The organism is Nocardia sp. TBRC8007, assembly GCF_056629435.1.
The window spans coordinates 58,971-81,944 of sequence record NZ_JBWSOR010000016.1 but is presented as its reverse complement, the minus strand read 5'-3'; the positions used below and the strand labels follow the sequence as shown (position 1 = coordinate 81,944).

Annotated in this window: 38 protein-coding genes and 1 tRNA gene; 4 read left to right on the top strand and 35 right to left on the bottom strand. The window is 65.4% G+C overall.

All coding sequences use genetic code 11. From position 1 onward, the window contains the following. Positions 1-106: 106 nt before the first annotated feature. The gene (locus tag ACX4ZE_RS14650) at positions 107-763 is read left to right on the top strand and encodes a hypothetical protein (RefSeq protein WP_480273961.1); all 657 of its coding nucleotides are present in this window, start codon (positions 107-109) and stop codon (positions 761-763) included. Positions 764-889: 126 nt separating this feature from the next. Here ACX4ZE_RS14650 and ACX4ZE_RS14645 read toward each other — a convergent pair whose 3' ends face one another. The 29 genes from ACX4ZE_RS14645 to ACX4ZE_RS14505 all read right to left on the bottom strand — a co-directional run bounded on the left by ACX4ZE_RS14645 (position 890) and on the right by ACX4ZE_RS14505 (position 16,831). After that, on the bottom strand, positions 890-1,423 hold the full coding sequence (locus ACX4ZE_RS14645; RefSeq protein WP_480273960.1) for a hypothetical protein: 534 nt from the start codon (positions 1,421-1,423) through the stop codon (positions 890-892). Continuing rightward, positions 1,423-2,340 carry a helix-turn-helix domain-containing protein gene (locus ACX4ZE_RS14640; protein WP_480273959.1) on the bottom strand — a complete coding sequence of 306 codons (918 nt, stop codon included), beginning with the start codon at positions 2,338-2,340 and terminating at the stop codon, positions 1,423-1,425. Before ACX4ZE_RS14640 ends, ACX4ZE_RS14645 begins: the two co-directional genes overlap by 1 nt. Positions 2,341-2,428: 88 nt before the next feature. Continuing rightward, positions 2,429-2,623 (bottom strand): hypothetical protein, encoded by a 195-nt coding sequence (locus ACX4ZE_RS14635; RefSeq protein ID WP_480273958.1) that lies wholly within the window; start codon positions 2,621-2,623, stop codon positions 2,429-2,431. A gap of 61 nt (positions 2,624-2,684) precedes the next feature. Next, positions 2,685-3,713: a hypothetical protein gene (locus ACX4ZE_RS14630; protein WP_480273957.1), complete on the bottom strand. Its 1,029-nt coding sequence runs from the start codon at positions 3,711-3,713 to the stop codon at positions 2,685-2,687. Next, positions 3,710-3,955: a hypothetical protein gene (locus tag ACX4ZE_RS14625; RefSeq protein ID WP_480273956.1), complete on the bottom strand. Its 246-nt coding sequence runs from the start codon at positions 3,953-3,955 to the stop codon at positions 3,710-3,712. Before ACX4ZE_RS14625 ends, ACX4ZE_RS14630 begins: the two co-directional genes overlap by 4 nt. A 3-nt stretch (positions 3,956-3,958) precedes the next feature. Further along, a complete protein-coding gene (locus tag ACX4ZE_RS14620) occupies positions 3,959-4,363 on the bottom strand; it encodes a hypothetical protein (RefSeq protein WP_480273955.1) in 405 nt (134 codons plus the stop codon). After that, a complete protein-coding gene (locus ACX4ZE_RS14615) occupies positions 4,360-5,124 on the bottom strand; it encodes a phosphoadenosine phosphosulfate reductase domain-containing protein (protein WP_480273954.1) in 765 nt (254 codons plus the stop codon). Before ACX4ZE_RS14615 ends, ACX4ZE_RS14620 begins: the two co-directional genes overlap by 4 nt. Next, positions 5,118-5,396, bottom strand: a complete 279-nt coding sequence (locus ACX4ZE_RS14610; RefSeq protein ID WP_480273953.1) for a helix-turn-helix domain-containing protein — start codon at positions 5,394-5,396, stop codon at positions 5,118-5,120. The genes ACX4ZE_RS14615 and ACX4ZE_RS14610 overlap by 7 nt, the downstream gene beginning before the upstream one ends. Continuing rightward, positions 5,393-5,983: a hypothetical protein gene (locus tag ACX4ZE_RS14605; protein ID WP_480273952.1), complete on the bottom strand. Its 591-nt coding sequence runs from the start codon at positions 5,981-5,983 to the stop codon at positions 5,393-5,395. Before ACX4ZE_RS14605 ends, ACX4ZE_RS14610 begins: the two co-directional genes overlap by 4 nt. Continuing rightward, positions 5,980-6,852 (bottom strand): hypothetical protein, encoded by an 873-nt coding sequence (locus tag ACX4ZE_RS14600; RefSeq protein WP_480273951.1) that lies wholly within the window; start codon positions 6,850-6,852, stop codon positions 5,980-5,982. Before ACX4ZE_RS14600 ends, ACX4ZE_RS14605 begins: the two co-directional genes overlap by 4 nt. Continuing rightward, positions 6,849-7,208 (bottom strand): hypothetical protein, encoded by a 360-nt coding sequence (locus ACX4ZE_RS14595; RefSeq protein ID WP_480273950.1) that lies wholly within the window; start codon positions 7,206-7,208, stop codon positions 6,849-6,851. Before ACX4ZE_RS14595 ends, ACX4ZE_RS14600 begins: the two co-directional genes overlap by 4 nt. Next, positions 7,205-7,930 carry a hypothetical protein gene (locus tag ACX4ZE_RS14590; protein WP_480273949.1) on the bottom strand — a complete coding sequence of 242 codons (726 nt, stop codon included), beginning with the start codon at positions 7,928-7,930 and terminating at the stop codon, positions 7,205-7,207. Before ACX4ZE_RS14590 ends, ACX4ZE_RS14595 begins: the two co-directional genes overlap by 4 nt. Further along, a complete protein-coding gene (locus ACX4ZE_RS14585; protein WP_480273948.1) occupies positions 7,927-8,499 on the bottom strand; it encodes a type I-E CRISPR-associated protein Cas6/Cse3/CasE in 573 nt (190 codons plus the stop codon). The genes ACX4ZE_RS14590 and ACX4ZE_RS14585 overlap by 4 nt, the downstream gene beginning before the upstream one ends. Continuing rightward, positions 8,492-8,695 (bottom strand): hypothetical protein, encoded by a 204-nt coding sequence (locus tag ACX4ZE_RS14580; protein ID WP_480273947.1) that lies wholly within the window; start codon positions 8,693-8,695, stop codon positions 8,492-8,494. The genes ACX4ZE_RS14585 and ACX4ZE_RS14580 overlap by 8 nt, the downstream gene beginning before the upstream one ends. Next, positions 8,688-9,173, bottom strand: a complete 486-nt coding sequence (locus tag ACX4ZE_RS14575; protein WP_480273946.1) for a hypothetical protein — start codon at positions 9,171-9,173, stop codon at positions 8,688-8,690. Before ACX4ZE_RS14575 ends, ACX4ZE_RS14580 begins: the two co-directional genes overlap by 8 nt. Next, a complete protein-coding gene (locus ACX4ZE_RS14570) occupies positions 9,170-9,496 on the bottom strand; it encodes a hypothetical protein (protein ID WP_480273945.1) in 327 nt (108 codons plus the stop codon). Before ACX4ZE_RS14570 ends, ACX4ZE_RS14575 begins: the two co-directional genes overlap by 4 nt. After that, the gene (locus ACX4ZE_RS14565) at positions 9,489-10,535 is read right to left on the bottom strand and encodes a hypothetical protein (RefSeq protein WP_480273944.1); all 1,047 of its coding nucleotides are present in this window, start codon (positions 10,533-10,535) and stop codon (positions 9,489-9,491) included. Before ACX4ZE_RS14565 ends, ACX4ZE_RS14570 begins: the two co-directional genes overlap by 8 nt. Then, positions 10,536-10,865 carry a hypothetical protein gene (locus ACX4ZE_RS14560; RefSeq protein ID WP_480273943.1) on the bottom strand — a complete coding sequence of 110 codons (330 nt, stop codon included), beginning with the start codon at positions 10,863-10,865 and terminating at the stop codon, positions 10,536-10,538. After that, positions 10,862-11,113: a hypothetical protein gene (locus tag ACX4ZE_RS14555; RefSeq protein WP_480273942.1), complete on the bottom strand. Its 252-nt coding sequence runs from the start codon at positions 11,111-11,113 to the stop codon at positions 10,862-10,864. Before ACX4ZE_RS14555 ends, ACX4ZE_RS14560 begins: the two co-directional genes overlap by 4 nt. A gap of 52 nt (positions 11,114-11,165) precedes the next feature. Further along, positions 11,166-11,315 carry a hypothetical protein gene (locus ACX4ZE_RS14550; protein ID WP_480273941.1) on the bottom strand — a complete coding sequence of 50 codons (150 nt, stop codon included), beginning with the start codon at positions 11,313-11,315 and terminating at the stop codon, positions 11,166-11,168. Between the two features lie 274 nt (positions 11,316-11,589). Beyond that, entirely contained in the window at positions 11,590-12,180 is a 591-nt protein-coding gene (locus ACX4ZE_RS14545; RefSeq protein ID WP_480273940.1) for a hypothetical protein, read from the bottom strand. Continuing rightward, the gene (locus tag ACX4ZE_RS14540) at positions 12,177-13,304 is read right to left on the bottom strand and encodes a hypothetical protein (protein WP_480273939.1); all 1,128 of its coding nucleotides are present in this window, start codon (positions 13,302-13,304) and stop codon (positions 12,177-12,179) included. Before ACX4ZE_RS14540 ends, ACX4ZE_RS14545 begins: the two co-directional genes overlap by 4 nt. Further along, positions 13,301-14,137 (bottom strand): PD-(D/E)XK nuclease-like domain-containing protein, encoded by an 837-nt coding sequence (locus tag ACX4ZE_RS14535; protein ID WP_480273938.1) that lies wholly within the window; start codon positions 14,135-14,137, stop codon positions 13,301-13,303. Before ACX4ZE_RS14535 ends, ACX4ZE_RS14540 begins: the two co-directional genes overlap by 4 nt. Then, a complete protein-coding gene (locus ACX4ZE_RS14530; protein ID WP_480273937.1) occupies positions 14,134-15,069 on the bottom strand; it encodes a WhiB family transcriptional regulator in 936 nt (311 codons plus the stop codon). The genes ACX4ZE_RS14535 and ACX4ZE_RS14530 overlap by 4 nt, the downstream gene beginning before the upstream one ends. Then, positions 15,069-15,284 (bottom strand): hypothetical protein, encoded by a 216-nt coding sequence (locus ACX4ZE_RS14525; RefSeq protein ID WP_480273936.1) that lies wholly within the window; start codon positions 15,282-15,284, stop codon positions 15,069-15,071. Before ACX4ZE_RS14525 ends, ACX4ZE_RS14530 begins: the two co-directional genes overlap by 1 nt. Beyond that, positions 15,281-15,847, bottom strand: coding sequence for a hypothetical protein (locus ACX4ZE_RS14520; RefSeq protein ID WP_480273935.1), 567 nt, complete (start codon positions 15,845-15,847; stop codon positions 15,281-15,283). Before ACX4ZE_RS14520 ends, ACX4ZE_RS14525 begins: the two co-directional genes overlap by 4 nt. A 133-nt stretch (positions 15,848-15,980) precedes the next feature. Further along, entirely contained in the window at positions 15,981-16,202 is a 222-nt protein-coding gene (locus tag ACX4ZE_RS14515) for a hypothetical protein (RefSeq protein WP_480273934.1), read from the bottom strand. Then, complete coding sequence (locus ACX4ZE_RS14510; protein ID WP_480273933.1) at positions 16,202-16,342, bottom strand: hypothetical protein; 141 nt, start codon at positions 16,340-16,342, stop codon at positions 16,202-16,204. Before ACX4ZE_RS14510 ends, ACX4ZE_RS14515 begins: the two co-directional genes overlap by 1 nt. Before the next feature lie 174 nt (positions 16,343-16,516). Further along, positions 16,517-16,831: a helix-turn-helix domain-containing protein gene (locus tag ACX4ZE_RS14505; protein ID WP_480273932.1), complete on the bottom strand. Its 315-nt coding sequence runs from the start codon at positions 16,829-16,831 to the stop codon at positions 16,517-16,519. Positions 16,832-17,181: 350 nt separating this feature from the next. Here ACX4ZE_RS14505 and ACX4ZE_RS14500 point away from each other — a divergent pair, with 350 nt between their 5' ends. Then, complete coding sequence (locus tag ACX4ZE_RS14500; protein ID WP_480273931.1) at positions 17,182-17,433, top strand: helix-turn-helix domain-containing protein; 252 nt, start codon at positions 17,182-17,184, stop codon at positions 17,431-17,433. A gap of 6 nt (positions 17,434-17,439) precedes the next feature. Here ACX4ZE_RS14500 and ACX4ZE_RS14495 read toward each other — a convergent pair whose 3' ends face one another. Beyond that, a complete protein-coding gene (locus ACX4ZE_RS14495) occupies positions 17,440-17,697 on the bottom strand; it encodes a hypothetical protein (RefSeq protein ID WP_480273930.1) in 258 nt (85 codons plus the stop codon). 327 nt (positions 17,698-18,024) lie between these two features. On the opposite strand from ACX4ZE_RS14495, the gene ACX4ZE_RS14490 reads away from it, so the two are divergent. Next, a complete protein-coding gene (locus ACX4ZE_RS14490; RefSeq protein ID WP_480273929.1) occupies positions 18,025-18,750 on the top strand; it encodes a helix-turn-helix domain-containing protein in 726 nt (241 codons plus the stop codon). Here ACX4ZE_RS14490 and ACX4ZE_RS14485 read toward each other — a convergent pair. From ACX4ZE_RS14485 to ACX4ZE_RS14465, 5 genes are all read right to left on the bottom strand, one after another. After that, on the bottom strand, positions 18,747-19,547 hold the full coding sequence (locus tag ACX4ZE_RS14485; RefSeq protein WP_480273928.1) for an alpha/beta fold hydrolase: 801 nt from the start codon (positions 19,545-19,547) through the stop codon (positions 18,747-18,749). The genes ACX4ZE_RS14490 and ACX4ZE_RS14485 overlap by 4 nt on opposite strands. An 88-nt stretch (positions 19,548-19,635) precedes the next feature. After that, on the bottom strand, positions 19,636-21,012 hold the full coding sequence (locus ACX4ZE_RS14480; protein ID WP_480273927.1) for a tyrosine-type recombinase/integrase: 1,377 nt from the start codon (positions 21,010-21,012) through the stop codon (positions 19,636-19,638). Between the two features lie 157 nt (positions 21,013-21,169). After that, positions 21,170-21,241: transfer RNA gene (locus tag ACX4ZE_RS14475), tRNA-Thr, on the bottom strand. Positions 21,242-21,352: 111 nt separating this feature from the next. Continuing rightward, entirely contained in the window at positions 21,353-21,595 is a 243-nt protein-coding gene (locus ACX4ZE_RS14470; protein WP_036532743.1) for an MbtH family protein, read from the bottom strand. Between the two features lie 170 nt (positions 21,596-21,765). Then, positions 21,766-22,599, bottom strand: a complete 834-nt coding sequence (locus ACX4ZE_RS14465) for an alpha/beta fold hydrolase (protein ID WP_480273975.1) — start codon at positions 22,597-22,599, stop codon at positions 21,766-21,768. Between the two features lie 153 nt (positions 22,600-22,752). Between ACX4ZE_RS14465 and ACX4ZE_RS14460 the strand changes: the two genes are divergently transcribed. Then, entirely contained in the window at positions 22,753-22,974 is a 222-nt protein-coding gene (locus ACX4ZE_RS14460; protein WP_480273976.1) for a hypothetical protein, read from the top strand.

Genomic DNA, 22,974 nt, shown 5'->3' with positions numbered 1-22,974 from the left:
CCGCCCGCCGCAGCCGCACCCCGCGCATGATCATGCCGCCATCGACTAGCTACGACATCAGTGTAAAATTCTTGACACTTCGGCTTGGGTGTCAAATAATTGACACATGCCGACGCCATCCCTCACCGCTCAGATCGCCGACCTGCCTCCTGTTGTCCGCGAGGCGATCACACACATCCAGATCACCCTGGACCCCACAGTCCAAGCCCAGCTGTCGATCAGCCTTTTCAACGTCGCCACCGGCCTCGAGTCGGGACAGCGACTGCTTCCGCAGAGGCTCGGTCCCGACGGCGGGCTGCGCGTCACCGTCGACACCGACGACCTGCCCACCGGAGTGACCGCGTCCTCCTGGGTCCGTCACGCCGATATCGATCTCCCGCTGGAGCCGCAGGCCGACATCGAGGACCAGATCCGCGAGCTGTGGGACTCGGGGTTGTGCGGCAACCTCGACGCAGTCCGCCGCAACTCGTCCGGGGACGAGCCGCCCCGCTGGACCGTGGTGACCTGGGCTGGCAGCAAGGCCGAGAAAATCGCGTTTATGCACCGCGCTAACGCCCTCAGAAACGGCAGTAACACCGAGAAAGACCTGGTAGAGGCCGGATCACTGATCCGGCTCGCTGCCTGGCGGCGAGATGCCGCGATCGTGGCCGCTGATACCGCGGCGGAGAAGAGGAATCGCGCCCGGATCGCCGACCTTCTCGGAGGCAACCGCCAGACCGTCTACAACGTGCTCGCCCGCCATGACCCCAGCGTGGAGGCGTGATCCCCCTCCACGCAAGAGCTGGTGACCCGAGCCGAGGCAGCGTCCCGGCTCGGGTTCGCCGTCGCGGTCAGCCTGAACGCGCGCGGCGTCGATCCGGTGATCGGTGATGAGCACCTATCCGCCGCACTACCGGCCTCCACCCGCCCGCCGCAGCCGTACCCCGCGCATGATCATGCCCTCCTCGGCAGCGGCGCGGGCGGTATCGGGCCGGCGGTGCTCGGCGATCCGCTCCGCGCCGCCGTTGGCGGCAGTGGCGCTCCCCAGGTGAGCAGAAAGCTCGGCCGCGGTGAGCGAGGCCGACATCAGTAGCCCGTGCGCGAGCCGATACTCGCGGGTCGGCATGTGCCGCATCCCGATATGCACGCCGAGCGCGACATACCAGCGCCCGCACTCGTGACACAGCAGCCGCCCGTCGGCGTCGGTGCTGACCACGCCCCAGAGTCCGTGCCCGGACGGGGTGATCCCGACCCGGCGACCGGCATCGGGGTCGAGCGGCATGCCGCGCGCGGCACGGCGGTAGTGGCGGCGGCACATGCCGCGGGCGTGCACCGGGTCCTCACACCCGTCGGGGCCGTGCTGCTGACCGCATACCTGCCCGGCGGCAAGCATCCGGGCCGGCTCACCGGGTCGGGTGATCCCTCGCTCGCGTCGGCGTGCCATCACTGGGCTGCTTCGGCGTCCGGCTCCCAGTAAGTAATCGACAGCTCGGGGAGCCCATTCAGGATCCGTGCGCAGACCGCGCGATGCCATGAGGCGGGCCAGTCGACGCCCTCGTCGGGGTGATGTGTCCGATAGTCGGCATCCGACCGATAGGTGATTATCACCGGATCGGGTAGACCCTCAAGTGCTGCGATGCCTGCGTCTACCCGCTCGGCCGTCTGTGCCGCCAGGAGCCACAGCTCGAGTCGCGCGCCATCGGGCACCAAATATTTGCCTTGTTCCCACGCGCGGACGCTGCGTGAGCTGACTCCCAGATGTCCGGCGAGCCAGTCACCGGTCAGGCCGAGGTATTCGCGCATGATCCGGAATTCGGCCGCGCTCATACGATCGTCGGGGGGCATGTCGGACAGGTCGTCCAAGTCCCTGGTCTCCGGGTACATTTCGCGCATCGCCCGCGCTTCGTTGTGGTATGCCGTGGTAGCGCTGTCCTTGTCGCGGCAGGCGATCACCCGGTCGCCGTCGACACCGACGGTCCGCATCACCCAGCGAATAGGCTCGTCGCCGGTGGGGTCGAGTGTGATCAATTGCAGCAGATGATCTTTGATGCGCAGCTCGCTCGAGACCGTGCCGCGGGCAAGATCACGGCGCAGCGTGTCCGGGATCGGGACCGGATCACCCATGGCGGACCCGTAGGGGCCGAAGATCCTCTGATGCCGCTCGATGGTCTCACGGAAGGTCGAGTGGTCGATACCGCTGAAGTCGTATCCACCTGCGAGGTCATGCAGTTCGGTGACGATGTCGGCGATGGCGTACTGCTCGTCGAAGACCGCGTCGGCCAGGCTCTCGATGCGGTCGAAGACGTAGTCGTAAGCCTCGCGGCGAGTGCGACCCCCGGGCGGATCGGTGTAATCGGGCATATGGTGTCGCCTCCTGGGCTCGAGATAGGGAAGGATGGAAGCGGGACCGGGGCGATAGTCGCGCCCCGGTCCCGCTTCAGTGGATGAATCAGCCGACCTCGTGGCGCTCGACGACAGCCCAGAACTCGGCGGGGTCGATGCCGGTGATGTCGTAGCCGCCGGCCAGGTCGCGCAGCTCGGTCACGATCGCGTCGATGTCGTACTCGTCGCGGGAAGCCACGTCGGTGCCGTTGGCTTCGATGGCGGTGATGACGTAGGCGGCGGCGTCGAGGTTGGTGAGCATATCCGGGTCCTTCCGGTAGTGGCTGGGACTCTTTCCCTGCCGATACACCAATCGTAGCATCCTAATTTAGGAAGCGAGCGTATTTCGGCGGTGAATTCTTCGGGCGTTTCCCCACGCTCTCCTCCCGCTCCGCAGCGGCGAGCACATCTCCCAGCCGATACACCCGCACATCACCCTCACCGACCCGGTGATCAGTGATCCGCACCCGCCCGCCGGCGTCGACGTGCCGCCACCCACGCGGCTCGAGGCGGGCCTTGTGCGCCCAGTCGTAGAGCGTGCTGCGCGGGACCGGCGCACCGATCGCCGCGGTGACACGCACGAGCTCGGGCACCGTGTACAACCGGTCCTCGGCAGCCCGACACGCCAGAGCCCGGATCTCCGCGACCGCGCGATGATCACCGCAGCGCCGACACCGCGAGTAGGTGGCGCCGGCCTCGGCGACCAGCTCGTGCCCACACCGGGCGCCGGTCTCATCCAGCGCGGGACACAGCCCGAGATAATCGCGCCGGGGTGGCCAGATGACCGCCCGCACCGCCGCGAGCGCACGGGTCAGTTCATCGAGCAGCTCGGGCGCGGCGTCATACCGGCGCAGCTGTGCGCGGTGCGCGGCGAGCCAGACCGCGGTCTGCTCGGCGACACTCGCCGGGGTCTCACTGAGCGCGGCGAGATCCGGGCGAGGCTCGGCGCGTGGCGCGCGGCCGCAGGCGATATCGCCGAGCGGCGCGGCCCGCTGCCGGTGCACCAGCGACACCAGGTGGGCGGTGTGCACGGCCGGGCAGACACCGAGGTCCTCGGCGAGTGCACGCCCCCAGCCGACGAGGCAGATCTCGAGCTGCGCCACGACACGGTCGCCCTGCATGGCCACCGCACCGTGTCGTGTGGTGGCGCGGACAGGCAACGGCGGCTCGGATGGTCGACCACCGACCCGCACCGGCCCGCTGCGGCCGAGGCCGGCGCGGGTGGTCGTCAGCTCACTCAGCAGGCCGGGCACCGACAGCAGCGCGGCGACCAGACGGTCGACGCAGTCCCGGCACAGCGGCATGCCGTCGCCGGTCAGGCGATAGCAGTAACCGCAGGCGGCACCGGTCACGCGCCCGGCTCCACGAGCACGAAATCGCGGCTGGTGATGCGCTGCGGGGTCATGTGCGTGGACCGCATGGGCTCGGTCACGTCGCCGCGGTATTCCTGGCGGATCACGGTGCAGTGGACCAGATGATCCGGCGCCGGGCCGATGCACTCGATCCGCAATGTCCGGACGTTGGTGGAGCGGGCATCGCGGTAGAGCTGACCGACACGCACGATCGCACCCTTGCTGGTCGTGTACTGGTCCATCTGCTATGCCTCCTCGGGCCGATGCCCGGTCAGTAACGCGGCGAGGTCCTGCAGGGTGCAGGTGACCCATTGCTCACCGGGTTTGCCGGTCCCGTGCCGCTTGTGGACGACAAGTCCGACGAGCGCATCGTCATTGCCCGCTTCGATCTGCGCCTCGTGTGTCCAGGCAGGTAGATCCATGCGCGTTACGTTCTTGCACTCCAGTACGACCCGCTGTCCGTGGATTCGTACGGCGCTGATGTCGCCGCGGTCCTTGCCGCCGGTGCGGGCCCGGCGTTCGATGCGGTCGTCGCCGAGCTGCTCGCGCAGGTAGGTCGCGACGAGGCCTTCGAACTCAGTGCCGGCCTTCTTGGCGCTGGCGCGGGATCGGGTACGGATAGCTCCTGCGGGCATCACTCGGTCGGTCATGGGTGCGCCTTCCTGACAGGGGAGTCTGTGCCGACGATTTCGGGGTAGTAGTGCTGCTCCCATTCCGCGCGTTGTTTGTGTGATCCTCGGGTACCGCCGAGGGCTGATACGCGTAGCCATCGCCGGTCCAGCGTCCCGCCGTAGGAGCAGGCGTAGGCCGGGTGCACGGGCAGGCCGCGGGCGTGTAGGTAGGCGAATACGTCGGTGGCTTCCCAGGTGCTGATCGGGCGGCATGCGTAGGGTCCGGCTTCGCCCCAGCGGGCGTGCACCATGGCGCGGATGCGTGATTCCTCGGCGCGGATGCCGGAGATGTGGCGGGCGCCGAATCGGTGTTCGGCGGCGCGGAATCCGCCGCGGGTGGAGCGGTCGCTGTCTTTGTGTCCGTCGGGGTCCTGCCACCATCGTCGTGAGGTGGTCTCGCATTCGATCTCGTGGTATTTCAGGTGTGGGTGGCGGGCGAGGACCGCGTCCCGCACGGCGGGGCAGTCGGGGTTTTCCCAGGTGCGGATGCGTACCCACACCAGCGGGATGGTGTCTGCGACGCTGGAGCGGGCCAGCAGATCGGTGAGCACGGTGGAGTCCTTGCCCCAGCTGGTGGAGACATAGCAGGGTCCGGTCGCGGCGAATTCCTCAAGCACGCCGATCGCTTTGCGGGCAAGGCGATCCAACCGCGCGGAAGCGGCGAGGCGGGCGTCGAGACGTTCCAGGCGTGTCCATGCCTGCAGATCGGCGCGGGTGTGGCGCGGGGATGCGATCAGCATGCGTGCCTCGGTATCGAGACGAGCTCTCGATCTACCAGCAGCCCGAGTGCCGGCGCTTTCAGCACGGCGGCGAGGTGCCCGAGGTCGTCGGCGGTGGCGTGACGCTGCCCGGCCTCGATGCGGATCAGTTGGTCGCGGGTCAGGTGGTGGCCGCGCGTGTGGAGCCGCGCGGCCACCTCGGTGATGGTGAGGCCGCGGGCTTTGCGGATCATGCGCAGATTCACGGCCAACGCACGCCCGTAACACCCTAACGCTACTGGTGGGTTACTCACGCGCACAGCGCCTTTCGTGATGGGTGATGGTAGGGAGGGCGTATGCCTTGCCAGGTTCCGGACGGGTCGGGCAGGGGTCGGTCGCGCCATCCGTCGACCTGGCCGGGGGTGACGGTCCAATCGCGCACAGCACCGAGTCCGCGGCTGTGGTGTTTGCCGAGGTGGGTGACGGCGGCGAGCATGCCCTCGAGCGCGTCACGGTCGGTGGCGGTGACCTGCCATGTCATAGTCGACACCCACGCCACCGCCGCGACCGTGTCACGCGCCTTGTAGGGACCGAGCCCGGAGTGATGTTTGCGGTCGCGGGTGTAGCGCGACATCTGCGCGGTCGCGGGCTTGCGCCGGATGTGGGTGGCGGTGTGTGCGAGGATCTCGACGCCGCCGCGGGAGCTGCACCATCCCCATACCCCGCCGATATCCCAGCGCGCCAACGGCAGCGCGAAGTCGCGGGGATCGGTGCGCGCGGTGTCGGGCAGTCCGGAACGCTGCCAGGCCACCCATGCCAGCGGCCCGTCCAGCATCACCGGTGCCTCGACCAGTCCCGCGGTCGGGCCGTCGATCCGCGCGGTCACCATCAGCGGGGTCATCCAGCGATCTCCGCCAGCAGCGCTGTCACTGCCCCACCGTGTTCACACAGGTGCGCAGTCCACCACTCCAGGGACTCACCACAACGTTCGGGCAGCCCGGTGACGCTGCCGTGCCCGTATCCGACGGCGGTTTTCGCCGCCAGGTGCACCCCGCCGTCGACGGCCCACAACGCCAAGGCCGCATCCAGGACGCGGCGCTGCCGGTCGGTCGCGGCCGGGGTGAGCGCGAACCGGCCCGCCAGCACGCTGCCGGGCTTGAGGACCTGCAGGTCGTAGATCATCTGTGTCGTGCCGGACGCCGCGGCGGCGATGTCGAGGTAGCGGTCGACGGCGGTGCCTGCGACATCGTGGCGGGTACCGAATTCCTCACCGCGGTAGGCGGCGGCACCCTTCTGCGCGTGCGGCAGCGCGGCCATCGGCGCGGGCAGGCGCCAGGCGTTCTCCCGGCACACCAGCGTCAGCGGCGACACCCTCAGGGTGCCTGCGATGATGTCGGCGCGGGCGGCGTACCCCAGCAACGACAGCATCGGACATGTTTCCTCGATGCGCCGCGGCAGTTCGAGGTCGGTGTGCGCGCCGGTACTGGTGACCGCCCCACCCGACCACAGCAGATCCACCACCGGCTTGGTCAGCGTCCCCTCCGGGATGTCGAGGGTGCGCACCAGATGCCACGCCAAAGCGTCACGCAGGCCGTGACGCACGCTGTTGGCGGACACGAACGGCACCTGCGCCTGCATCCCATCGGGCAAGACGACGGTTTCGGTGCGCAGCAGCGCGGTATTTCCTGCCGATCCGGCGCCGTGGTGCAGCGGGGTGTTCAGCGTGATCGTGATGTCGATCGCGTCGACACCTGGTGCGATGACGGTCATTTGCTCTCCTTCTTGCTCGACTTGGTCTCCTGGCGGGTGACGCGGGTCAACGCCACGATGTAGACGGCTTCGCGAGCCACGGTGTCCACCCATTCCGGCCAGCGGGCATCCAGGATGGGAGCGATCGCAGCGACCGTGGCCGCCGATTTCGCCGACAGAGACAGGATCTGGAGTTTGCGGGCGGCGATCGTGACCGCGTGCCCAGCATTCTCCGCACCCGCGGCCGCAGCCTCGAGCGCGGACTGTGCGCGCACCCACCAATTGGCGGCACCGATCACAGCGACGTCGGCACTGGCGAGTAGCGCCGAGGTCAGCTCGACGGTCACATCCACCAAATCTGTTTCGGGTGTGGTCATTTCATCGTCTCCTTCGTGATCGTCCACAGGGCAAGTTCCAGCAGCGGGGAACCCAGATACGGAGTGAGCTGTCGTGCGTGAGTGCGCCACTCTCCAAGGGCAGCGCGTGTTTTCACCGTCGCGGGAGGACGCCCCACACGGATATCGTCGGCGGACACTCCCGCCCGACGCAGGGCCAACGTATGCGAGTGCACTCCCGCCCACTCGGCGGGATCGGAGGCGACGGTGACCGTTTCCATCCGCACCGTCCATGCGCCGTGACCATGGTTGACCGTGCCGTAGGGCAGGACATGTTTTTGCCCGCTCACCGCGATCGTGACCAGCCACTCACCCGCGGGCGGGTCGGCCAGCATGTCGGCGATCGGCGCGGGGTTGGCCCGATTCAGCAGACACAACCCCGGCGTGTCCCGAAGGAACGCCTTCTCGTGCGAGGCGGGCAGCGTCTCACCGGGAGCGGCGAGGATCGACCACATCCGCAACGTCGCAGGAGGTTTGCCGGAGCAGCACCACAACGCGGCCGGCCCCACCCGCCCCGACGGTGCACGCCACAGCCCAGGGTCGGTGAAGTTCGCACCCAGCGCCGCATCAGCGTCCGCGGTGCGCGCGCACCACTGACCGGATACCGCGCACACATCAGACTCATCCGCCAACAGCCGGGCGACCGACGCGACCGGTTCCGGTCGTCCCGCCAGCTCCCACACCATCGTGACCGCGGCCGTCACCTGGTCGCCACCATCAACAAGCCTGCCCCATAAGCTTTGCCGCGCCCCACACCTGCCCTGATCAGCTCGGCGAGCCCATCAGGGCAGGCAACGACACCAGTGGCATGCAACAGCACCAGCTGGTGCGCGACACACATCCCATGCCGCACACCCCTGCGGGTACCGAGATCGGTCGCGGACTCGACAACAACCCCCCCGAGCGCACCAGACAACTTACGCCGCAACCACTCCGGAGCATCACCCACCGGCAGCGGCACCCGGCGACCACGCCGCCCCGAAATATGCGCATCCTTAGTCGGATTCGCGATCAACGACACCGCCACCGCAGCACCCTGCGGGTAGGTAAGGACCCGCGGATGGGCGTGATGCTCAACGACCAGCCCCGCCAGCCGTGCAGGATCGATCGGGTCGACGGTCTGCACAAGCAGACGATCCCGAGTGGGCAACGCCCACAAGCAGCGGCCACCGTCGACGGCGTAGACCACAGTGCGGTGCATAGCCTGACTGTCCAACGTCAGCCGACGCGCTGCTCGAGTCAGATGCAACGTATTCAAGGTCGGCTCAGCCATCGGACTCCTTGATCACTTCGGCGAGGTCTTTGCCGTATGGCACGAAGCAAGCGCAGACGTTGATGCCGTAGCCGGACGTGTTGACCGCACGTAGGGCAGCGAGTTCGGTGGCGTATGGCGTGGCTTCGGTGATGCCCTGATATGGGATTTCCTGTGCGACGATCCACACGCCGGGCCGGTCGTTCTCGTCAGCCATGGTCGGCCTCCTCGCGGTCGAACTCGGGCCAGCTCAGGGTGGCGGGCCGATGTTCGGGCTGCGGAATCTCGGCGCGGTGCCAGCCTGCGTGGCCGCGCGGCAGCTCGCACCAAGCGCTTCGGCCTGTCTGGTCGGTCGGGTCGACCGTCGTTGCCTGGCAGCGCCGATCGACGACTTCCGCGAGCCGGGTGTTCTCCTCACGGTCGCGTCTAGCTCGGCACCCACCACAGAGGAAGCACGAGTCGGGGTCGATGTGCAGCCAATCGAGCTTGGCGAAGTTGCATCTCACCTGCCCGCACGGATCGATCGTTGCCATCACCGCATGGTCGCCGTCGATATAGGACATGCCCGTCCATCCGTTGTCGCAGTGGCGGACTGTGAAGTCGTCCAGGGTGATCGATTCGGTGACGCCGTGGCGGATCGCGAAGGCGCACACCTCGGCGAGCGCGGCCCGCAGCGGTGTCTGCTGGTCGGTCACCTGGTCCACCCCCTGCTCACAATGGCGCCGATGGCGTCGCGCACGAGCCCGAGCAGGCCGGGTCGGTGGGGTGTGGGTGGGTCGTCTCGCAGCGCGGCGAGGTGCGCGCAGGCAATCCCGTTGGGCGACATGTGGCACTGGCACGGCCTGCGCTGCGCATCACCGACGCCGCAGACGCCGCCGGGGTCGGTGCCGTGCGAGTCGATGCCGTGGTCGCATTCGGGGCACATGACGACACGATCGCCGTGGAGGTAGCGCGGGTCGGCGGTGCGCGGTTGCCAGCCGACGACCTCGTCGGTGTGGTCACGTTCGGTCTCAGGCATGGACTGTCTCCTCGTGCTCGTCAGGTTCGGTTGTGGGCGTGGTGTTCTGGGCACGTCGTGCGGCGGACTCGGCGAGGATGGCGCGGGCGTTGGCGGAGCCGCGGCGGGCGCGGGCCACGGTGTCGGGGTCGTGGTCGCACACGCGTCCGCCGAGGTAGCCGTCCTCGTCGCACATGCCGCAGGCGGCGGTGGCGCGGGCGCGGTCCTCGGCGGCTTGGCGGATGGCTTCAGCGCGTTCGGCTTTGGCGCGGCGGGTGCGTTCGGCCTCGAATCGTTCGTGGGCTTGTCGCGCTTCGCGGCAGGCGTGACAAGGCCCGGTAGTGCCCTCCGGGTGGCGGGGACACGTGCGGCGCGGCTCGCTGTGGTGCTCTGTGCGGATTATCGGTGGTGGCTCGTCGCGCGACGGGCGCGCGTTCGTTTCTGTACGTCCCCCCTCGAGGTGACCCCCTATATATGGGTCGGGTCGGGACGGGACGGGGTTAGCGTCACTGCGCGCGAAGTTCGCGCGAACATCCGGGTCGGATTCGTCGTCTACCAGGGATGTTGCCTCATCGACGCTATCCAACATCGAGGTCACGGAATGGTTGCGGTCGTTCGGATTTCGTTCGGATTCTGTCGCGATTTGATCGGAATCATGATTTTCAGACGTGCTCGGTTCGCTGGAACGTTCGTCGTCGGTTCGCGCGCTGTTCGCGCGAACATCCTGTGAACCATCGGTGTTGTTCGCGCCTCGTGCGCGCCGCATTCGCGCGCGGGCAGCGGCACGTTTCTCGTCGATCTCCGCGCGCGTCGGCTGCCGCTCGGCCCATTCGTGGAAGCGGTAGCCGCCGGGCTCTGTATCCCACAGCCCGGCGGCGACGAGCTTGCGGGCTTGGGCTGCGTTGCCGAGCGTGGCGACCATGTGCTTCGGCACGAACCCATCGGTGAGGGTCTGCGCCGACCAGGCACCGGCGCGTACCCACAGCCCCATCGCTGCGTTGCCCGCGGCGACGACCTTGCCGTGGAACGCGAGATCATCGTCCACTTTGAACCAGGGCATCTACCGCGCCTCCTCGATGTCGAACAGCGACCCGTAGTGCTGCGCCGCTATCGCGGCCCGCTCCTCGGCCTCGGCCTGGCGGCGCGCAGCGGCCGAGGTGGTCTTCTCGCTGCAGCGGTAGTGACCACGCGGACCGGACCACTCGGCGGGCATGCGGTCGTTGAGCATGAGCAGCAGGAGTGGGCAGGCATCGTCGTCGTCATTGACACAGCGGCGCGCGTCATTTCCGGCACCGTGGCAGACGTTGTAGGACCAGAGCTCCCACTCGGTGCCGTTGGGGAACGGGCGCCCCGGCCGGGCGCCCGCCTCGTATTCCCTGTACGACTTCATGGCGACTGGAGCTCCAACATCGGTGCCGCCACAACACGCTCGGCGCGGCATTGCGCGCACAGCCGGTCATGCGGCGGCTCGGCCTCCGGATGGAACGGGACGCGGCAATCGCGGCAGTCCATCAGCACATTCGGGCCGTACTTGCCGACCCGGTACCGACGCGGGATCGGCCGACGCTGCTTGAGCCGCCCCGGCGTGACCCCGAGCCGGTTGCTGCCGGGCCATGGCCCGAGGACGATGCCGCTCATGTGTCCCCGCGATCGGCGAGCGCGGCCTTGGCCTCTGCTCGGTGCTCGGCGCTCATTGCTGACGCTCCTCGAGTTGGGCCTCCAGCTCGGCGATGCGGCGACGTAGGACGTCGAGCTGGGCTCGGTGTCCCTCCGACGCGAGGTAGTCAACCTGTCTCTGCAACCGCCGGTTCTCGGCAACAAGGTCAGTTAGCTTGCTCATTACTGCTCACCACCTTCGGTGTCGCCGACGTAGCGCACATAGGCGATGCCGTTTCTTCGACAGCTTTCGAATTCCCTTGGCGGAAAACACGGGAACTTTCCGTTTCTGATTTCATAGCGGATCCGAGTTGCGCGAGCCGCGCTGGTTTTGCGTGGCCATTCGGCCCACTGGCCGGGGCGTGACCGCAGAGCTGCGGCGAACTGAACCAAAAGCCGATCCCGAGGCCGTCCCTTACTCCTGCCGTCCTCTGGCAATACATCAACGAATCGGAAAGTCACTGCGCACCTCCCGTGATGTGATCCCAGATCCTGGCCGCCCAGTCCGCGTCCCCCATCGCGGTGTGCCGCAGCTCCTCGCCGGGCGGCTCGACACCGATCGCGCGGGACAACTCGTCTGATTTCCACGGCAGCTGCGGTGGGCGTCCTTGCGCGCTGAGCCAGCCGACTATCAGGGCCTCGGCGTCGATGAGGTGGTGATGCCATGCGGGCGTGAGCTTTTCAGCACGCAGCAGGTCGGCGAGGACCTCGGTGTCGAAATTCGGGACCATGCCGACGATGTGCGCGCCGTGGGTGAAGCGGGCGATGATCTCGGCGGCGGCGCGGGTGCCTAGGAGATCGCCGTCTTCCTTGATGCCGAAAACGATGTCCGGGATGGTGCCTGCGAGATACCGGCCGTAGGGGTGGCGATCGTAGAACCGACCGACCTTGAGACCGAACGGGTCGGCCGTGTCCAGGTCGATGTCGACGAAGAACTGCACCCGATGCTCTCCGCTGTCGTCGCGGCGAATCATGGCCGCTTCCCATACTTTTCGGCCGGGATGCACACCATCGGTCTCGGTGTCGATAAAGCAAATGGGCGCGGTCACTGCTCGGCTCCTTCGATGGTGGTCTGGTTGTCGCCCTGGGCGAGGTCGGCAGCCATGCGCTGCAGCTCGGCGAGCACCTCGTCGGCCTCGTCGGCAGTGAGGTCGTCGGCGCGGGCGAAGGGGCGTTTGAAGAACTCGCCGAGGAAGGCGCGCTTGTCGGCGGGGCGGGTTACCCGCAGTTCGTCGAGGCCGGTCGAAACCTGTTGCAACTGGGTACGGCTTGCCTTCTTCGCGGCTGGTTCCGCATCGACCGGCGAGGCGTCTACCTCGGTGTTTTCCGGTTTTGCGCTCGAATCTGAGGCGGTGTCGGAATCAGTTTCAGGGTTTTCCGCCGCAGGGGCACTTACTCGGTCGATAGAACTTTCGTCGTGCTCGTCCTGCTCGGCCGGCGGCTGCCACTGTTGAACGCGCGGACCCGTCTGCGTGTCGCCGGTGTCGTCGAGAACCTCGGCGACGGTGACCCGCTCGGAGGTGACGTGCACCGGCGCTGGAGTCGGTTCGGACTCCACGTCCTCGTGGGTGTAGGCGATCCCGAGCAGCGCATCAGGTGCGAGGTGGCGGCACAGTTCCCCGGCAGCCTTGGCGTACAACATCTGACGCGGCTGCGTCAGATACTTCATATTGCCTTTGAGCTTGCCGTTGTCGTTCTTGCGCCAGTCACCGGTCTCGTCGTCCATGATCGGAACGAACTCGGCTTTGTAGGCGTCCTCGATCGTCCAGGTGACGGTCTCGTCTTCGGCACCGTCAGGAGACCAACCCTGGATCGTGGCTCGGGTGTCGGTGTTCTCGTGCACCTTGAACCGGTAGCCCTTGGCCTTGAGCATCGCGACCATCGTGCGGCCCTCGACGGTCGGCTTGCCGTGCACCGCGATCACCTGCTGCAACGACTGGATCGGCGACAGCCCCAGCTCGAGCCCGTAAAGGATCGCCGCGGTCGCGTCGTCGGGTTTGCTGCGGTAGATGTTGGGCACCATTTGTGTGCGCACCATCGCCTTCGCCAACTGGTTGGCTTCCTGCATCATCGCGGCGTGCGCGCGCAGCATGTCCATCGCCGCAGCAGGTGTACCCGGCGCGGGCAGCGGCATCGAGAACCCGCCGGTGGCAGGTTCGAGTTCAGCGGTCATGCGTATTCCTCCTGGCGGTAGGTCTTCTCGGGCAGGTCGATGTGATGGATGCCGTCGAGATGCGACGGCCAAGCGCCAGTGAGCAAGCACTCGGCATAGCGATCCAGCGCACGCCGGTTATCGCGCGCACCCAGGTCAACCGCGCGTGCGGCGAGCTCGACGATGTACACCTCGTGCGGTGGGTCGACACAGACGACGACGAACACGAACTCGGTGACGATGCCGAGCAGCTCAAGCACGGACTGATACCAGGCTTGCTGCCGGTGGTAGCCGTACTTAGCTACACTCCAACAAAATTCGGCGGGACTGGATTCGCTCGAGGTCTTCAGATCCCCGACGACCGCACTCGTCTCACCGGTCCAGTGCATCCAGTCGGGGCGAGCACGCATCATCACCCCGGTCTCGAGGTCGCGTGCCCACGCCGACAACTCCGGCTGCCCCGAAGACAGCAGTGACACCGCATACGGGTGCGTCAGCACCCGCTCGGCAGCAGCATGAGCGCGGTCGAAGTCCTTCGGCCGCATCGGGACACCGCCCGCAGCGCGGATCTCAGCAACCCGCGCCTTGGCGTCGTTGGACTGCCACTTCTGAAACCCGGTATCCACCAAAGGGACACCAGTACCGAGCACGAGCGTGTGCACAGCGGTACCGAATTCCATCTCCTCACTCGGCGGCTTCGGGTGGTCACGCTCGTACCGCCAGCGACGTGGTGTCACCTCGAGGAAGCGCCGCGCCTGCGTCGACGAGATCGAGTTACGGTCGCCGTGATACACCCGCTCGGGCACACCCTCATACAGGCCCGGCTCACGCGGCGCGGCAGTCGCGTCGCTCATGCCGTCACCTCCAGATCGGCGGCGGTGACAGCGAGGATGCGCCGGTTGGTCTCGGCATTGATACGCGTTTGCGCACCAGATGTGATCCGCGTGAGCGTGTTCCGACCGAGTCCGGCCGCAGCATAGATATCGCGCACCCGCATCCCCTGACCGCGCAGGCGCACGATGTGCTCACGCGCGGCATCAGCGCACACCAACCCGAGCTGGCAAGCACGACACTGCATATGCCCCGGACGGCCGACGAACCGCCCGCCACACACAACGCAGACACGCTCCACCGATTCCTTCGTCTTCCGAGTCGGGACCGGCGCGCCGTGCCACAACCGGAGCATGTCCCGCTCGTCACGGTTGTCGAGCCGCTGGCCTGCCCAGATACCGTGGCCGATGTTGCCTGCGACCGCGTGCGCACCACACTCGTCGAGGACCGGACACCGGTAGCAGATCTCGCGGGCCTCTCTACCAGCCTTGGCACTGCGACTGACCGGATACCACAGCTCAGGATCGGCAGCCTCCCGGCACGAGCCGCGATCCATCCAGGCCGGGGACCGCAACACCGACACCAACGCCTCGTCGATCTGCTGCCGCTCCGGGGCGGGACCGCCGGCCTCCTCCACGCGCCGCTGCCGCTGATAACACCGATCACACAACTCATTGCTGCCGCGCCGCTTCTGCCGACCCTCCGGATGGGTCGCCATCTCGACATCACACTCCAGGCACCGATCCCGCACGGTCTTACCCAGGTCGGACGGCCAATAGCGGTGGCTGTCGCGCACCTTGCGAGGCGGCACACCATCGAGGCCGAGCATCGCCAGCAACCGCGCCGCGTCCTCGACGCCGGTGGCGCGTCGAGCCACCTCCAAGCGCGCGGCCTGCTCCATCTCCGGATCGGGCGGATGGACCTTGATCGCATCCAGAGCGACATCCTCGGCCATCACACCACCCCCGCCCGCTGGTCAACCCAGCGATCACGGGCGCGATCCCACACATCACCGGGATCATCGGCAGGCAGCTCGTCCTCGAGGTCCCCGTCGTCGAAGTAGTGGGTGCGCCGCACCGAGAGCTCATAGTCGAGCACGGACATCGTCAGATACACCGCCGCCGGAATCAGGGCGAGATACAGCACCGCATTGCAGAGGGCGATGGTCACTCGGCACCGCCCGCCGCATCCGCGTCCACCCGCAGGGTGGCGACCCGCCGCTGGTAGTTGGCGATCACCGCGGCGTCGATATCGGCCTTCGCCCGCGCGACCTCTAACTCAGCACGCAGACGCGCGATTTCAGCGACATGCCGCTCACGCTCGGCGGCGTCGTAGGAGGTCTCGGCCTCGAGCTTTTGACGCAACCCGTCGATCAGCCGCTCGTATCTGCCGATCAACGCCCTATCCCTGTCAGCACTCGCCAGGGCATCCCCCAGCCTGATACGGAGAGCGGCGAGCTCGGCGAGAAGCTGCTCGCGCTCGACAGCAGCGTCGGCAGGCTCGACAATGACCTGCCCGTACGCCCCCAAGCGCTCACCGACGAGCCGGTGCAGGGTCCGTAGATCGCGCTCGGTCAGATACAGTCGGCCAGCGTCGCCGAGTACGATCCGAAACCCGGCGATACTGTCGCCCCACTCGACAGCGATCCGCTTACCGTCGACGACCAGGGGCTCGACAGCGATCCGCTTACCATCGACGGTCTGATCCTCAATACACAGCTGTGAGATCGACATACGGCGATGTCCTTTCGGGTAGAGTTCCCCGCGCCGCGATCCCGAGCGAGTCCCTGCCGCTCGGGCCGCAGCATTGGGTTGGATTGACTGGCGTGCCGCCGGACCAGCGGGCCATCACACCGCCGGCCCGGCGTCACGATCCCCCGGCCATCGGGGGACGTCTGGCATCGAGCAACTGCTGACGCTGTCCGAGCAGCAGCGAGACGAGCGCGGCGGGTACGCACGCCTCCAGCAGGTGACGCGCACTGTCGTGGTCATCGGCGAACAGCGCCTTCACCACCCGCGCGGACAGCCACGCATCCAGCATTTCGGCGAGTTCGCCTGGCGTGCCTGCGGTTTCGCTGGTCGGAATCATCACCGCAACCCAGCCAGGGATGCGAACACTGCGACACCGAGCAGCAGCACAGCGACGACGAGCGCCAGATCACACAACAGACCGAGCCAGCTACCCGGCCGCGCGAGCCGAGCTCTCGCGATGAGCAGAGCTGAGGGCATCAGCCTCACCCCTTCCACATGCCGGAGGCGACAAGGGCAGCCAGCACACCGACACCGAACGCACCGAGTAGCACGATCGCGAGCAGGACGTTCATGCCACACCGCGATTCGCGGCACACTCATCCTCAGTGGCGACACTGCCGTCGCCGTATCGGACAACTCCGAGAGGGCTGCTCATGCCCACCTCCGCGTAGCTGCACACTCGCGCTCGACCTGCTTCTCGCTGGGGAGGGATCCATAGACGCGCTTGAGATCGGCAGCGTCGATCAACACTGTTGCGCCGAGGTAGCGGGCGGCGAGCTTGCCCTCGCGCACCAGGCGACGGATGGTGTAGTCACTCATCCCGGTGGCAATGCTCGCAGCCTTGACGCTGTAGCTGATCTGCTCCGGTTGCGGTCCGTCGTCGACGTGTTTCACGACCGCCGCCCCGTTGCGCAACCAGCCGCACTTAGGGCACGCCGGTTGCGGTCCGTTGTCGACGTGTTTCACGATCGCCCCCCTCGATGGGGAAACAGCTCGCCTATCTCTACGCCGGTCGCTTCGGTGATGCGGAGCAGTTCAAACACACGGAATGAACCTGGGCGTTTCAGTCGCCGCGCTAACTTCCGAGGGCCGAGCCCTGCTCGCTCGGCTAGGTGCCTGACACCGATCCCGGCACGCTCCATCGCAGAAGTGACCGCAGCCACCAGTCTCTCTTCCATGCTGACGATCTTATAGTCAGTTCTGACGTAGTTTCAATCAGTTTAGAATAGTGTGTCGGGGTTCGCCCCACCCAGACCTCGCCGAAGCAGACCGCTTGTGCATTGATTTTTCGTCAGGATTGACGAGAGAATGACCCAATGGATACAGCCGCCGTGGATAGGGCCATAGGCAACAAGTTGCGCGGACTGCGCAATGAGAGACGGCTGAGCCAGGCCAGCTTGGCCGAGCTGGCGGGAATCTCACCTGCAACGATCTACCGGCTGGAGGCGGGCAGCCTGTCACCGCGAGTGGATCAACTGGCCCCACTGTGTGAGGCGTTAGGCATCGAGATAGGTGACCTCATCACCCAGGCCGTTGAGTCAGCTCGGGCTGAGGGCGCTAGGGCCTGATGCCACTCAGGTCAGCCGATGAAACATGACTTCGGGCACCTCGGCACCCAGCCAGTCGGCTGCAACGATCAGCGCCGACACCGACGCAGTACGCCAATCGCGCCTGTCGACCTCCCGCTGCAGATCGACACCGCGATCTCGATGCAACTGCTCAAGATCTGCATAGGCCAATGCTGCCAGCAACTCATCCGGGTCGCGGAACGCAACACCTTGCTGATTGCCACCGGGTGGTAGTGACTTAATCGACCGAATCCCCTGCTTCACGACCAACCTCTCCATGTAGCCCGGTGTTCTCTTACCGCTGCGGAACCTTCATCAAGCTCTTTCTTCGACCCATCCCGACCACGCTGGCGCACGGCTGGCTGCAGCGCATTACGGGCTGGTGATCGGCAACGCTTCCCGAGAGCGACTTTCGCCGCAATGAATTATGTCGATGCGGCATAGTTGCAGGCCGTTCCCGTGAACAATATCCAAACAACAAGTTTGCCTAAAAATCAAGGGGGGTAGCTGTTTTTGAACTACCCTCTTTTTGGGTAGCGCTAAAATCGCTACCCAAAAAGAGGGTAGTCGCGTGGACGAGAAGGTTGCTAGATGAGAGCTGGGTTTGACCTCCCGACACTGAGCACTTACGCCAAACAGCTTCGGAATCGACGTGGCTGGACTCAAGACGAGGTTGCGGGCCTACTCGATATCAACGTGAAGAAGATCCAAAGGATCGAACAGGGTGCCGAGATCGACTACCAAGCAAAATATCTCGAATATCTAGCAAATGCGTTGTGCAACAACCACCATGAGCGGGCGCACTGGTGGGCACTCACAGGTCGCTCCACCGCCGATTCGAAAGAGGTTATCGGCGCTGATGATATCGGCACTCTACTCACCAAGCTATCGCCGCTCCCTGCGGCATGGCTCGTTAACTGGCAAGTCACAGCGGCGACCGACCGATCCCGAGAGTTGATGCCGGGACTATGCGACGCAGAAACACTGCCGCATTGGCTGATCCATGACAGCCGCGCCAAACTGGTACTGCCGGACCGGCCCGTAGAATTGACCATCATCGTCGGATTGCTCCGACACTTCGTCGTCGCATCCCCTGGGCGCGGTGGTACTGCCGACGTGATCAGCTCGTTAATGCCTCACCCGGAATTCCGCCAGATCTGGGATTCCGGGGTCGTCTACACCCATCGTCCGGACAAAAATCGGTACATCTGGTCACCGTCCGAGGAAGCGATAACCGTCATCCGCGAGATACTGATCCCTACCTCGTCGACGAGCCTGCTATCGGTCGGGCTCCCTGCGCACCAAGACGAGGGCTAGACCGGTAGTTCGTCGATGAATTCCCGAATCAGCGGATCGGTCAGCTCGGAGTGAGTCCAGGTCACCGCGTGAGCGGCAGTAACCGCCTGGATTGTTTCCACCTGAGTCGGACCGCCCAACTGCCGCGCCAGATCTTCGGTGCGAGATCGGGTGAAAACCTGATCACCGCTGCCGTGTATCAACAACGCGGGCACAGTGATATCGCTGATCATGTGCTCGATACCTTCACGGTCCATCAGGCAACGCCCGGCCAATCGCAGGCGGCGACGGTCGCTGGCAATCCACTTGTCCAGCCAGAAACGCCGGTGATCCTCGCGATCACCGCCGATCATCTGCACCGCTATAGGCCGCGCGACAGCCTCAATCGGCGCATCGCCGAGAATCCAAGTGTCCATGATGATCTGCTCGTACATGGCCCGCTCTTCCGGGTCATAGGCATCCGCCCTGGAGCCGACCAGAATCAGGCCACGTACCCGCCGCGGATACTGTAGAGCCATCCGGAGTGCGATCCATCCACCCTGGAATAGGCCACCGGCAACGATCTGATCGATCTCGAGTTCGTTGACAACCGCCCAGCAGTCCCACGCCAGGCGCCAGTAATCGAACGGGACGCCCGGGTCCTCGGTAAGGCCGTGGCCACGGGCGTCGATGGAGATCACGCGATAGTCCGGTGCCAGAGATTGCGCCTGCGGTGCCCACATGTCGGCGTCCATGAATATGCCGTGCATCAGCACCACGGCAGGGCCTTCACCACCGGTGTCGAGATAGTGGACCTTGGCTCCATCATCGGTGGTCACGTACGGCATGAAACAGTCCCTCCCGAAAAGCAATTCGGCTGCGACTCGGCAAGTTTGAGTCGCCAGTCGACAATAACAGCAACATGTTCTAGCTGGACTGGATTTCCAACAGTGCATCGAGATTGCCGAGCGACCTGCGCGCTATTTCGAGGTCCACGTGCTGGTACCCGCGCGTGGTTACCACGCTCGCGTGCCCGAGGATTGCCTGAATAACACGGGCATCCACCCCGGCCTCCATCAACAATGTCGCGGTCGTGCCGCGCATAGCATGCACATCTACCGGCTTGTTGATACCAGCCCTCTTCTGTGCAGCCTTCCAGCCCGTACGGTCCTCCTCGTCCGACACTGGCTTCAAACCCTTGTAGCGAGACTTTTCTCCAGGAATAGTGACCCAGACGAGCCCCCACTGGTTCGGTGGCATGCGGTCACGATGGACGGTCAGAATCGCCGCGAGGGGTTCGGGGATGGGGATCACGCGCTGTGAGGTCGATGTCTTGGGGCGAGTCAGCGCGGCCCCTTTCCATATCGGGCGATGCTCGAACCCCGCTCGGACGTCGAAGCGGTTCGGGTCATCGGATGCGAACCCCTTCTTCAGTGGCAGCCAATCCAGCTGCCACGCCAAGTCGATCACACCCCGATCCAAGTCGACGCGATCCCATTCCAGCCCCAACAGCTCGCCCTGTCGACCGCCGAGCATTAGGCCAGCCGCCCACCGGGTGACCATCGCATCTTTGGCGCCCAGTGCGGCGAGCAAAACCTCGCGCGCCTGCGCCGCAGTAAGCGTGCCGTGCGTCTCGCTGACAACTTTCGGCTTCTTCACCAGCTCGCACACATTCCGATGCGCCTTGCCCTCGGCAACGGCATCCGACAAAGCGGCCGACAGCACGTTGTGCGCTTCTTCGACAGAGCGGGTCGTGTAGGGCTTCTCCCTACCTCCGCGCGTATAAGTGGCACCAAGAATCCAGCGGTGCATGAACCGAACGTCTTCGGCACCGAGCTTGGCGAGACGCCTGTCACCAATCGAAGGAACAATGCGCGTGTTAATGGTCGAGCGATAACCAACCCAGGGACCGGGGCGCATTCGGGGTTTGGCGACCTCCTCGATCCACACTTTCAGATATGCCTCCAAAGTGAGCCGCTGGTCGACCTGCTCAATGCCCCTCTTGGTATTGCTTTTGAGTTCTTCGAGCTTCTTGATCACAGTCGCTCGATCTTTGGAATAGACCGGCTTGGATTTACGGCGCACCCTGCCCGGACTACGCGGAAGATCGATCTGCCCAACCCACATACCGTCACTGCTGCGTTTGAACAGAGTTCCCTCGCCGCGGGCACGGCGCGGCTTCGGCGGCTCGGCTCCCATCTTTTTCAGTACGCGCTTGACGGCTGCGACCCGCTTGATCAGGTCGGCCTGGTTCTCGGCGGTTACTTCAACGAACTCGTGCCACAACCCATCTCGCTGCTCCATACGCACCCCTCGATCGACTGTAGGCTAACACTGTAGCCTTCGGCAGACTGATGCACACTAGTTCAGACGTATCAAGCGTGAGCGCGCCGACATGGTAGTGAAACGAAAAGCGGCTCCTGACCTAGGGATTCCCTAGGTCAGGAGCCGCTTCCCTGAGAGCCCCCTGTCAGGATCGAACTGACGACCGCTCGCTTACAAGGCGAGTGCTCTACCACTGAGCTAAGGAGGCGCAGAGGCGGTTGCCATCATAGCCGGACGCGCCAGCTGCGTGACACCGGGTTCCGATGTCACGCAGTGGCGGTCGATCATATCGTCCCGGCGCGGTATCGACTACCGCTGATCAGGACTGGGCGCCCTGCCTGGCCGCTTCGTCCGCGGCCATAGCGTCACGCAAGCTCTTCGGACGCATATCGGTCCAGTTCTTCTCCACGTACTCGACACAGGCGGCGCGACTGTCCTCACCGAACACGACTCGCCATCCGGCTGGAACCTCTGCGAAGGCAGGCCACAGCGAATGCTGTTCTTCGTCGTTGACCAAGACGAAAAAACGGCCGTCTTCATCATCGAAGGGGTTGGTGCTCAATTTCACCTCACTGGATACTGGAGCTACGTACTGGATCACTCCTGGCTCCCTTGGCGCCGGGTTGCTACGAACCACGAACACCGAGAGAGCACGAGCATTATTTCGACACTAGCAAGCGAGACGTTACGCTTGGGCGGTTACCCGGCCCGTAATCTCCCTCTGACACATAGTCAGCTTGCGAAGAAGTCCAACAGAATCTTGTTGACTGCCTCCGGTCGTTCTAAGTATCCGTAATGCCCGGCATCTGGCACTTCATGATACCGCGCTCCAGGAATGACCTCGGCGAGCTCCCTGGACAAGTACGGTGGAATCATCCGGTCGTCGGCGAATCCGACGGCAAGGCATGGCACGCGAATCGCCCGGTACGCTTGCATACGGTCGAAATCGTGTTCCATCCTACGCTGCGCCCGGATGCCGGGTGAGACCGGTCCGCCGGTGAATTCGAACAGATCGAGCCAGTCTCTGGCGGCATTCGAGTCGGCCATGGTCGCAGGCGAGAGGTTCATCACCGCGGCGAGCGCGGCCTCATACTTCGGCGGCAGTCGCACGCCATTCGAGTCCAGCTCGTGCTCGCCGAGCGAGAGCGTCTTCTGGAACTGGTCGAGCCGCCCATGCCCCGCCATGAACACCGCTTTGCGCACCAAACCGGGACGGGCCAGGGCCAGCTCCTGCGCCACTCTCGCACCCATCGAGGTGCCGACCACCAACGCAGGCCCCTCGTCGAGAAACTCGATCAGGGCTGCGGTATCGGCGACCAGCTCGTCTACGGTCATACCGGAAGCGGCCTCGAAGGATGGCGCGATCCCACGGTTGTCGAATGTGCACACTCGGTAGCCGGCCTCGACCAGCGCCGGAACCTGGTGCAGCTCCCACACCCGGCCTGGGCTTCCTGTGCCCATGATCATGATCACGAGCGGTGCGGAGCCCTTGACATCGGTACCTCTGGCACGATCGCCCTTCACCTGGTAATTGAGGGAAATCCCGTTCACTGTGGCCAGCGGCATATCGACCCTTCCATAGAGTTCGTGCTGCACTCCCAAGGTATAGGCACCGCGGAGCGGGGCATCGTCCAGGGGGACTCGACGATACGACCGTGCGGCGGCAGGCGCCCAGGCAGACGCACCCCCCAGCGTCGCATACTATTGATTTTCTCACACATGAGCGCACCGACACGTACGAGCGCACTGAGCCGGGAGGACTTGACAATGGCCGCGAAGGGCAGCGCGAACGATATCGCGGACGATGATCTGGAACCGCTCGCCGACGAGACTGCTCGCCAAGCGCAGCGAGTGGTCGCGGCCTATGCCGAAGACGCCGACGAATGCCGGATGTTGTTGTCCATGCTGGGGATCGGACCGAGCAACGCCCGAGTCGAATAG

Bases quoted from the DNA above. Each gene is read 5' to 3' on its own strand.
- ACX4ZE_RS14635 (WP_480273958.1), bottom strand. From the start codon at position 2,623: ATGCTCACCAACCTCGACGCCGCCGCCTACGTCATCACCGCCATCGAA.
- ACX4ZE_RS14480 (WP_480273927.1), bottom strand. From the start codon at position 21,012: ATGGAGCAGCGAGATGGGTTGTGGCACGAGTTCGTTGAAGTAACCGCC.
- ACX4ZE_RS14535 (WP_480273938.1), bottom strand. From the start codon at position 14,137: ATGAGCGACGCGACTGCCGCGCCGCGTGAGCCGGGCCTGTATGAGGGT.
- ACX4ZE_RS14540 (WP_480273939.1), bottom strand. From the start codon at position 13,304: ATGACCGCTGAACTCGAACCTGCCACCGGCGGGTTCTCGATGCCGCTG.
- ACX4ZE_RS14560 (WP_480273943.1), bottom strand. From the start codon at position 10,865: ATGAAGTCGTACAGGGAATACGAGGCGGGCGCCCGGCCGGGGCGCCCG.
- ACX4ZE_RS14650 (WP_480273961.1), top strand. From the start codon at position 107: ATGCCGACGCCATCCCTCACCGCTCAGATCGCCGACCTGCCTCCTGTT.
- ACX4ZE_RS14620 (WP_480273955.1), bottom strand. From the start codon at position 4,363: ATGACCGACCGAGTGATGCCCGCAGGAGCTATCCGTACCCGATCCCGC.
- ACX4ZE_RS14625 (WP_480273956.1), bottom strand. From the start codon at position 3,955: ATGGACCAGTACACGACCAGCAAGGGTGCGATCGTGCGTGTCGGTCAG.
- ACX4ZE_RS14615 (WP_480273954.1), bottom strand. From the start codon at position 5,124: ATGCTGATCGCATCCCCGCGCCACACCCGCGCCGATCTGCAGGCATGG.
- ACX4ZE_RS14580 (WP_480273947.1), bottom strand. From the start codon at position 8,695: ATGGCTGACGAGAACGACCGGCCCGGCGTGTGGATCGTCGCACAGGAA.
- ACX4ZE_RS14500 (WP_480273931.1), top strand. From the start codon at position 17,182: ATGGATACAGCCGCCGTGGATAGGGCCATAGGCAACAAGTTGCGCGGA.
- ACX4ZE_RS14640 (WP_480273959.1), bottom strand. From the start codon at position 2,340: ATGCCCGATTACACCGATCCGCCCGGGGGTCGCACTCGCCGCGAGGCT.
- ACX4ZE_RS14565 (WP_480273944.1), bottom strand. From the start codon at position 10,535: ATGCCCTGGTTCAAAGTGGACGATGATCTCGCGTTCCACGGCAAGGTC.
- ACX4ZE_RS14460 (WP_480273976.1), top strand. From the start codon at position 22,753: ATGAGCGCACCGACACGTACGAGCGCACTGAGCCGGGAGGACTTGACA.
- ACX4ZE_RS14595 (WP_480273950.1), bottom strand. From the start codon at position 7,208: ATGACCACACCCGAAACAGATTTGGTGGATGTGACCGTCGAGCTGACC.
- ACX4ZE_RS14585 (WP_480273948.1), bottom strand. From the start codon at position 8,499: ATGGCTGAGCCGACCTTGAATACGTTGCATCTGACTCGAGCAGCGCGT.
- ACX4ZE_RS14465 (WP_480273975.1), bottom strand. From the start codon at position 22,599: ATGCCGCTGGCCACAGTGAACGGGATTTCCCTCAATTACCAGGTGAAG.
- ACX4ZE_RS14520 (WP_480273935.1), bottom strand. From the start codon at position 15,847: ATGTCGATCTCACAGCTGTGTATTGAGGATCAGACCGTCGATGGTAAG.
- ACX4ZE_RS14515 (WP_480273934.1), bottom strand. From the start codon at position 16,202: ATGATTCCGACCAGCGAAACCGCAGGCACGCCAGGCGAACTCGCCGAA.
- ACX4ZE_RS14550 (WP_480273941.1), bottom strand. From the start codon at position 11,315: ATGAGCAAGCTAACTGACCTTGTTGCCGAGAACCGGCGGTTGCAGAGA.
- ACX4ZE_RS14600 (WP_480273951.1), bottom strand. From the start codon at position 6,852: ATGACCGTCATCGCACCAGGTGTCGACGCGATCGACATCACGATCACG.
- ACX4ZE_RS14645 (WP_480273960.1), bottom strand. From the start codon at position 1,423: ATGGCACGCCGACGCGAGCGAGGGATCACCCGACCCGGTGAGCCGGCC.
- ACX4ZE_RS14605 (WP_480273952.1), bottom strand. From the start codon at position 5,983: ATGACCCCGCTGATGGTGACCGCGCGGATCGACGGCCCGACCGCGGGA.
- ACX4ZE_RS14510 (WP_480273933.1), bottom strand. From the start codon at position 16,342: ATGCCCTCAGCTCTGCTCATCGCGAGAGCTCGGCTCGCGCGGCCGGGT.
- ACX4ZE_RS14490 (WP_480273929.1), top strand. From the start codon at position 18,025: ATGAGAGCTGGGTTTGACCTCCCGACACTGAGCACTTACGCCAAACAG.
- ACX4ZE_RS14570 (WP_480273945.1), bottom strand. From the start codon at position 9,496: ATGCCTGAGACCGAACGTGACCACACCGACGAGGTCGTCGGCTGGCAA.
- ACX4ZE_RS14530 (WP_480273937.1), bottom strand. From the start codon at position 15,069: ATGGCCGAGGATGTCGCTCTGGATGCGATCAAGGTCCATCCGCCCGAT.
- ACX4ZE_RS14555 (WP_480273942.1), bottom strand. From the start codon at position 11,113: ATGAGCGGCATCGTCCTCGGGCCATGGCCCGGCAGCAACCGGCTCGGG.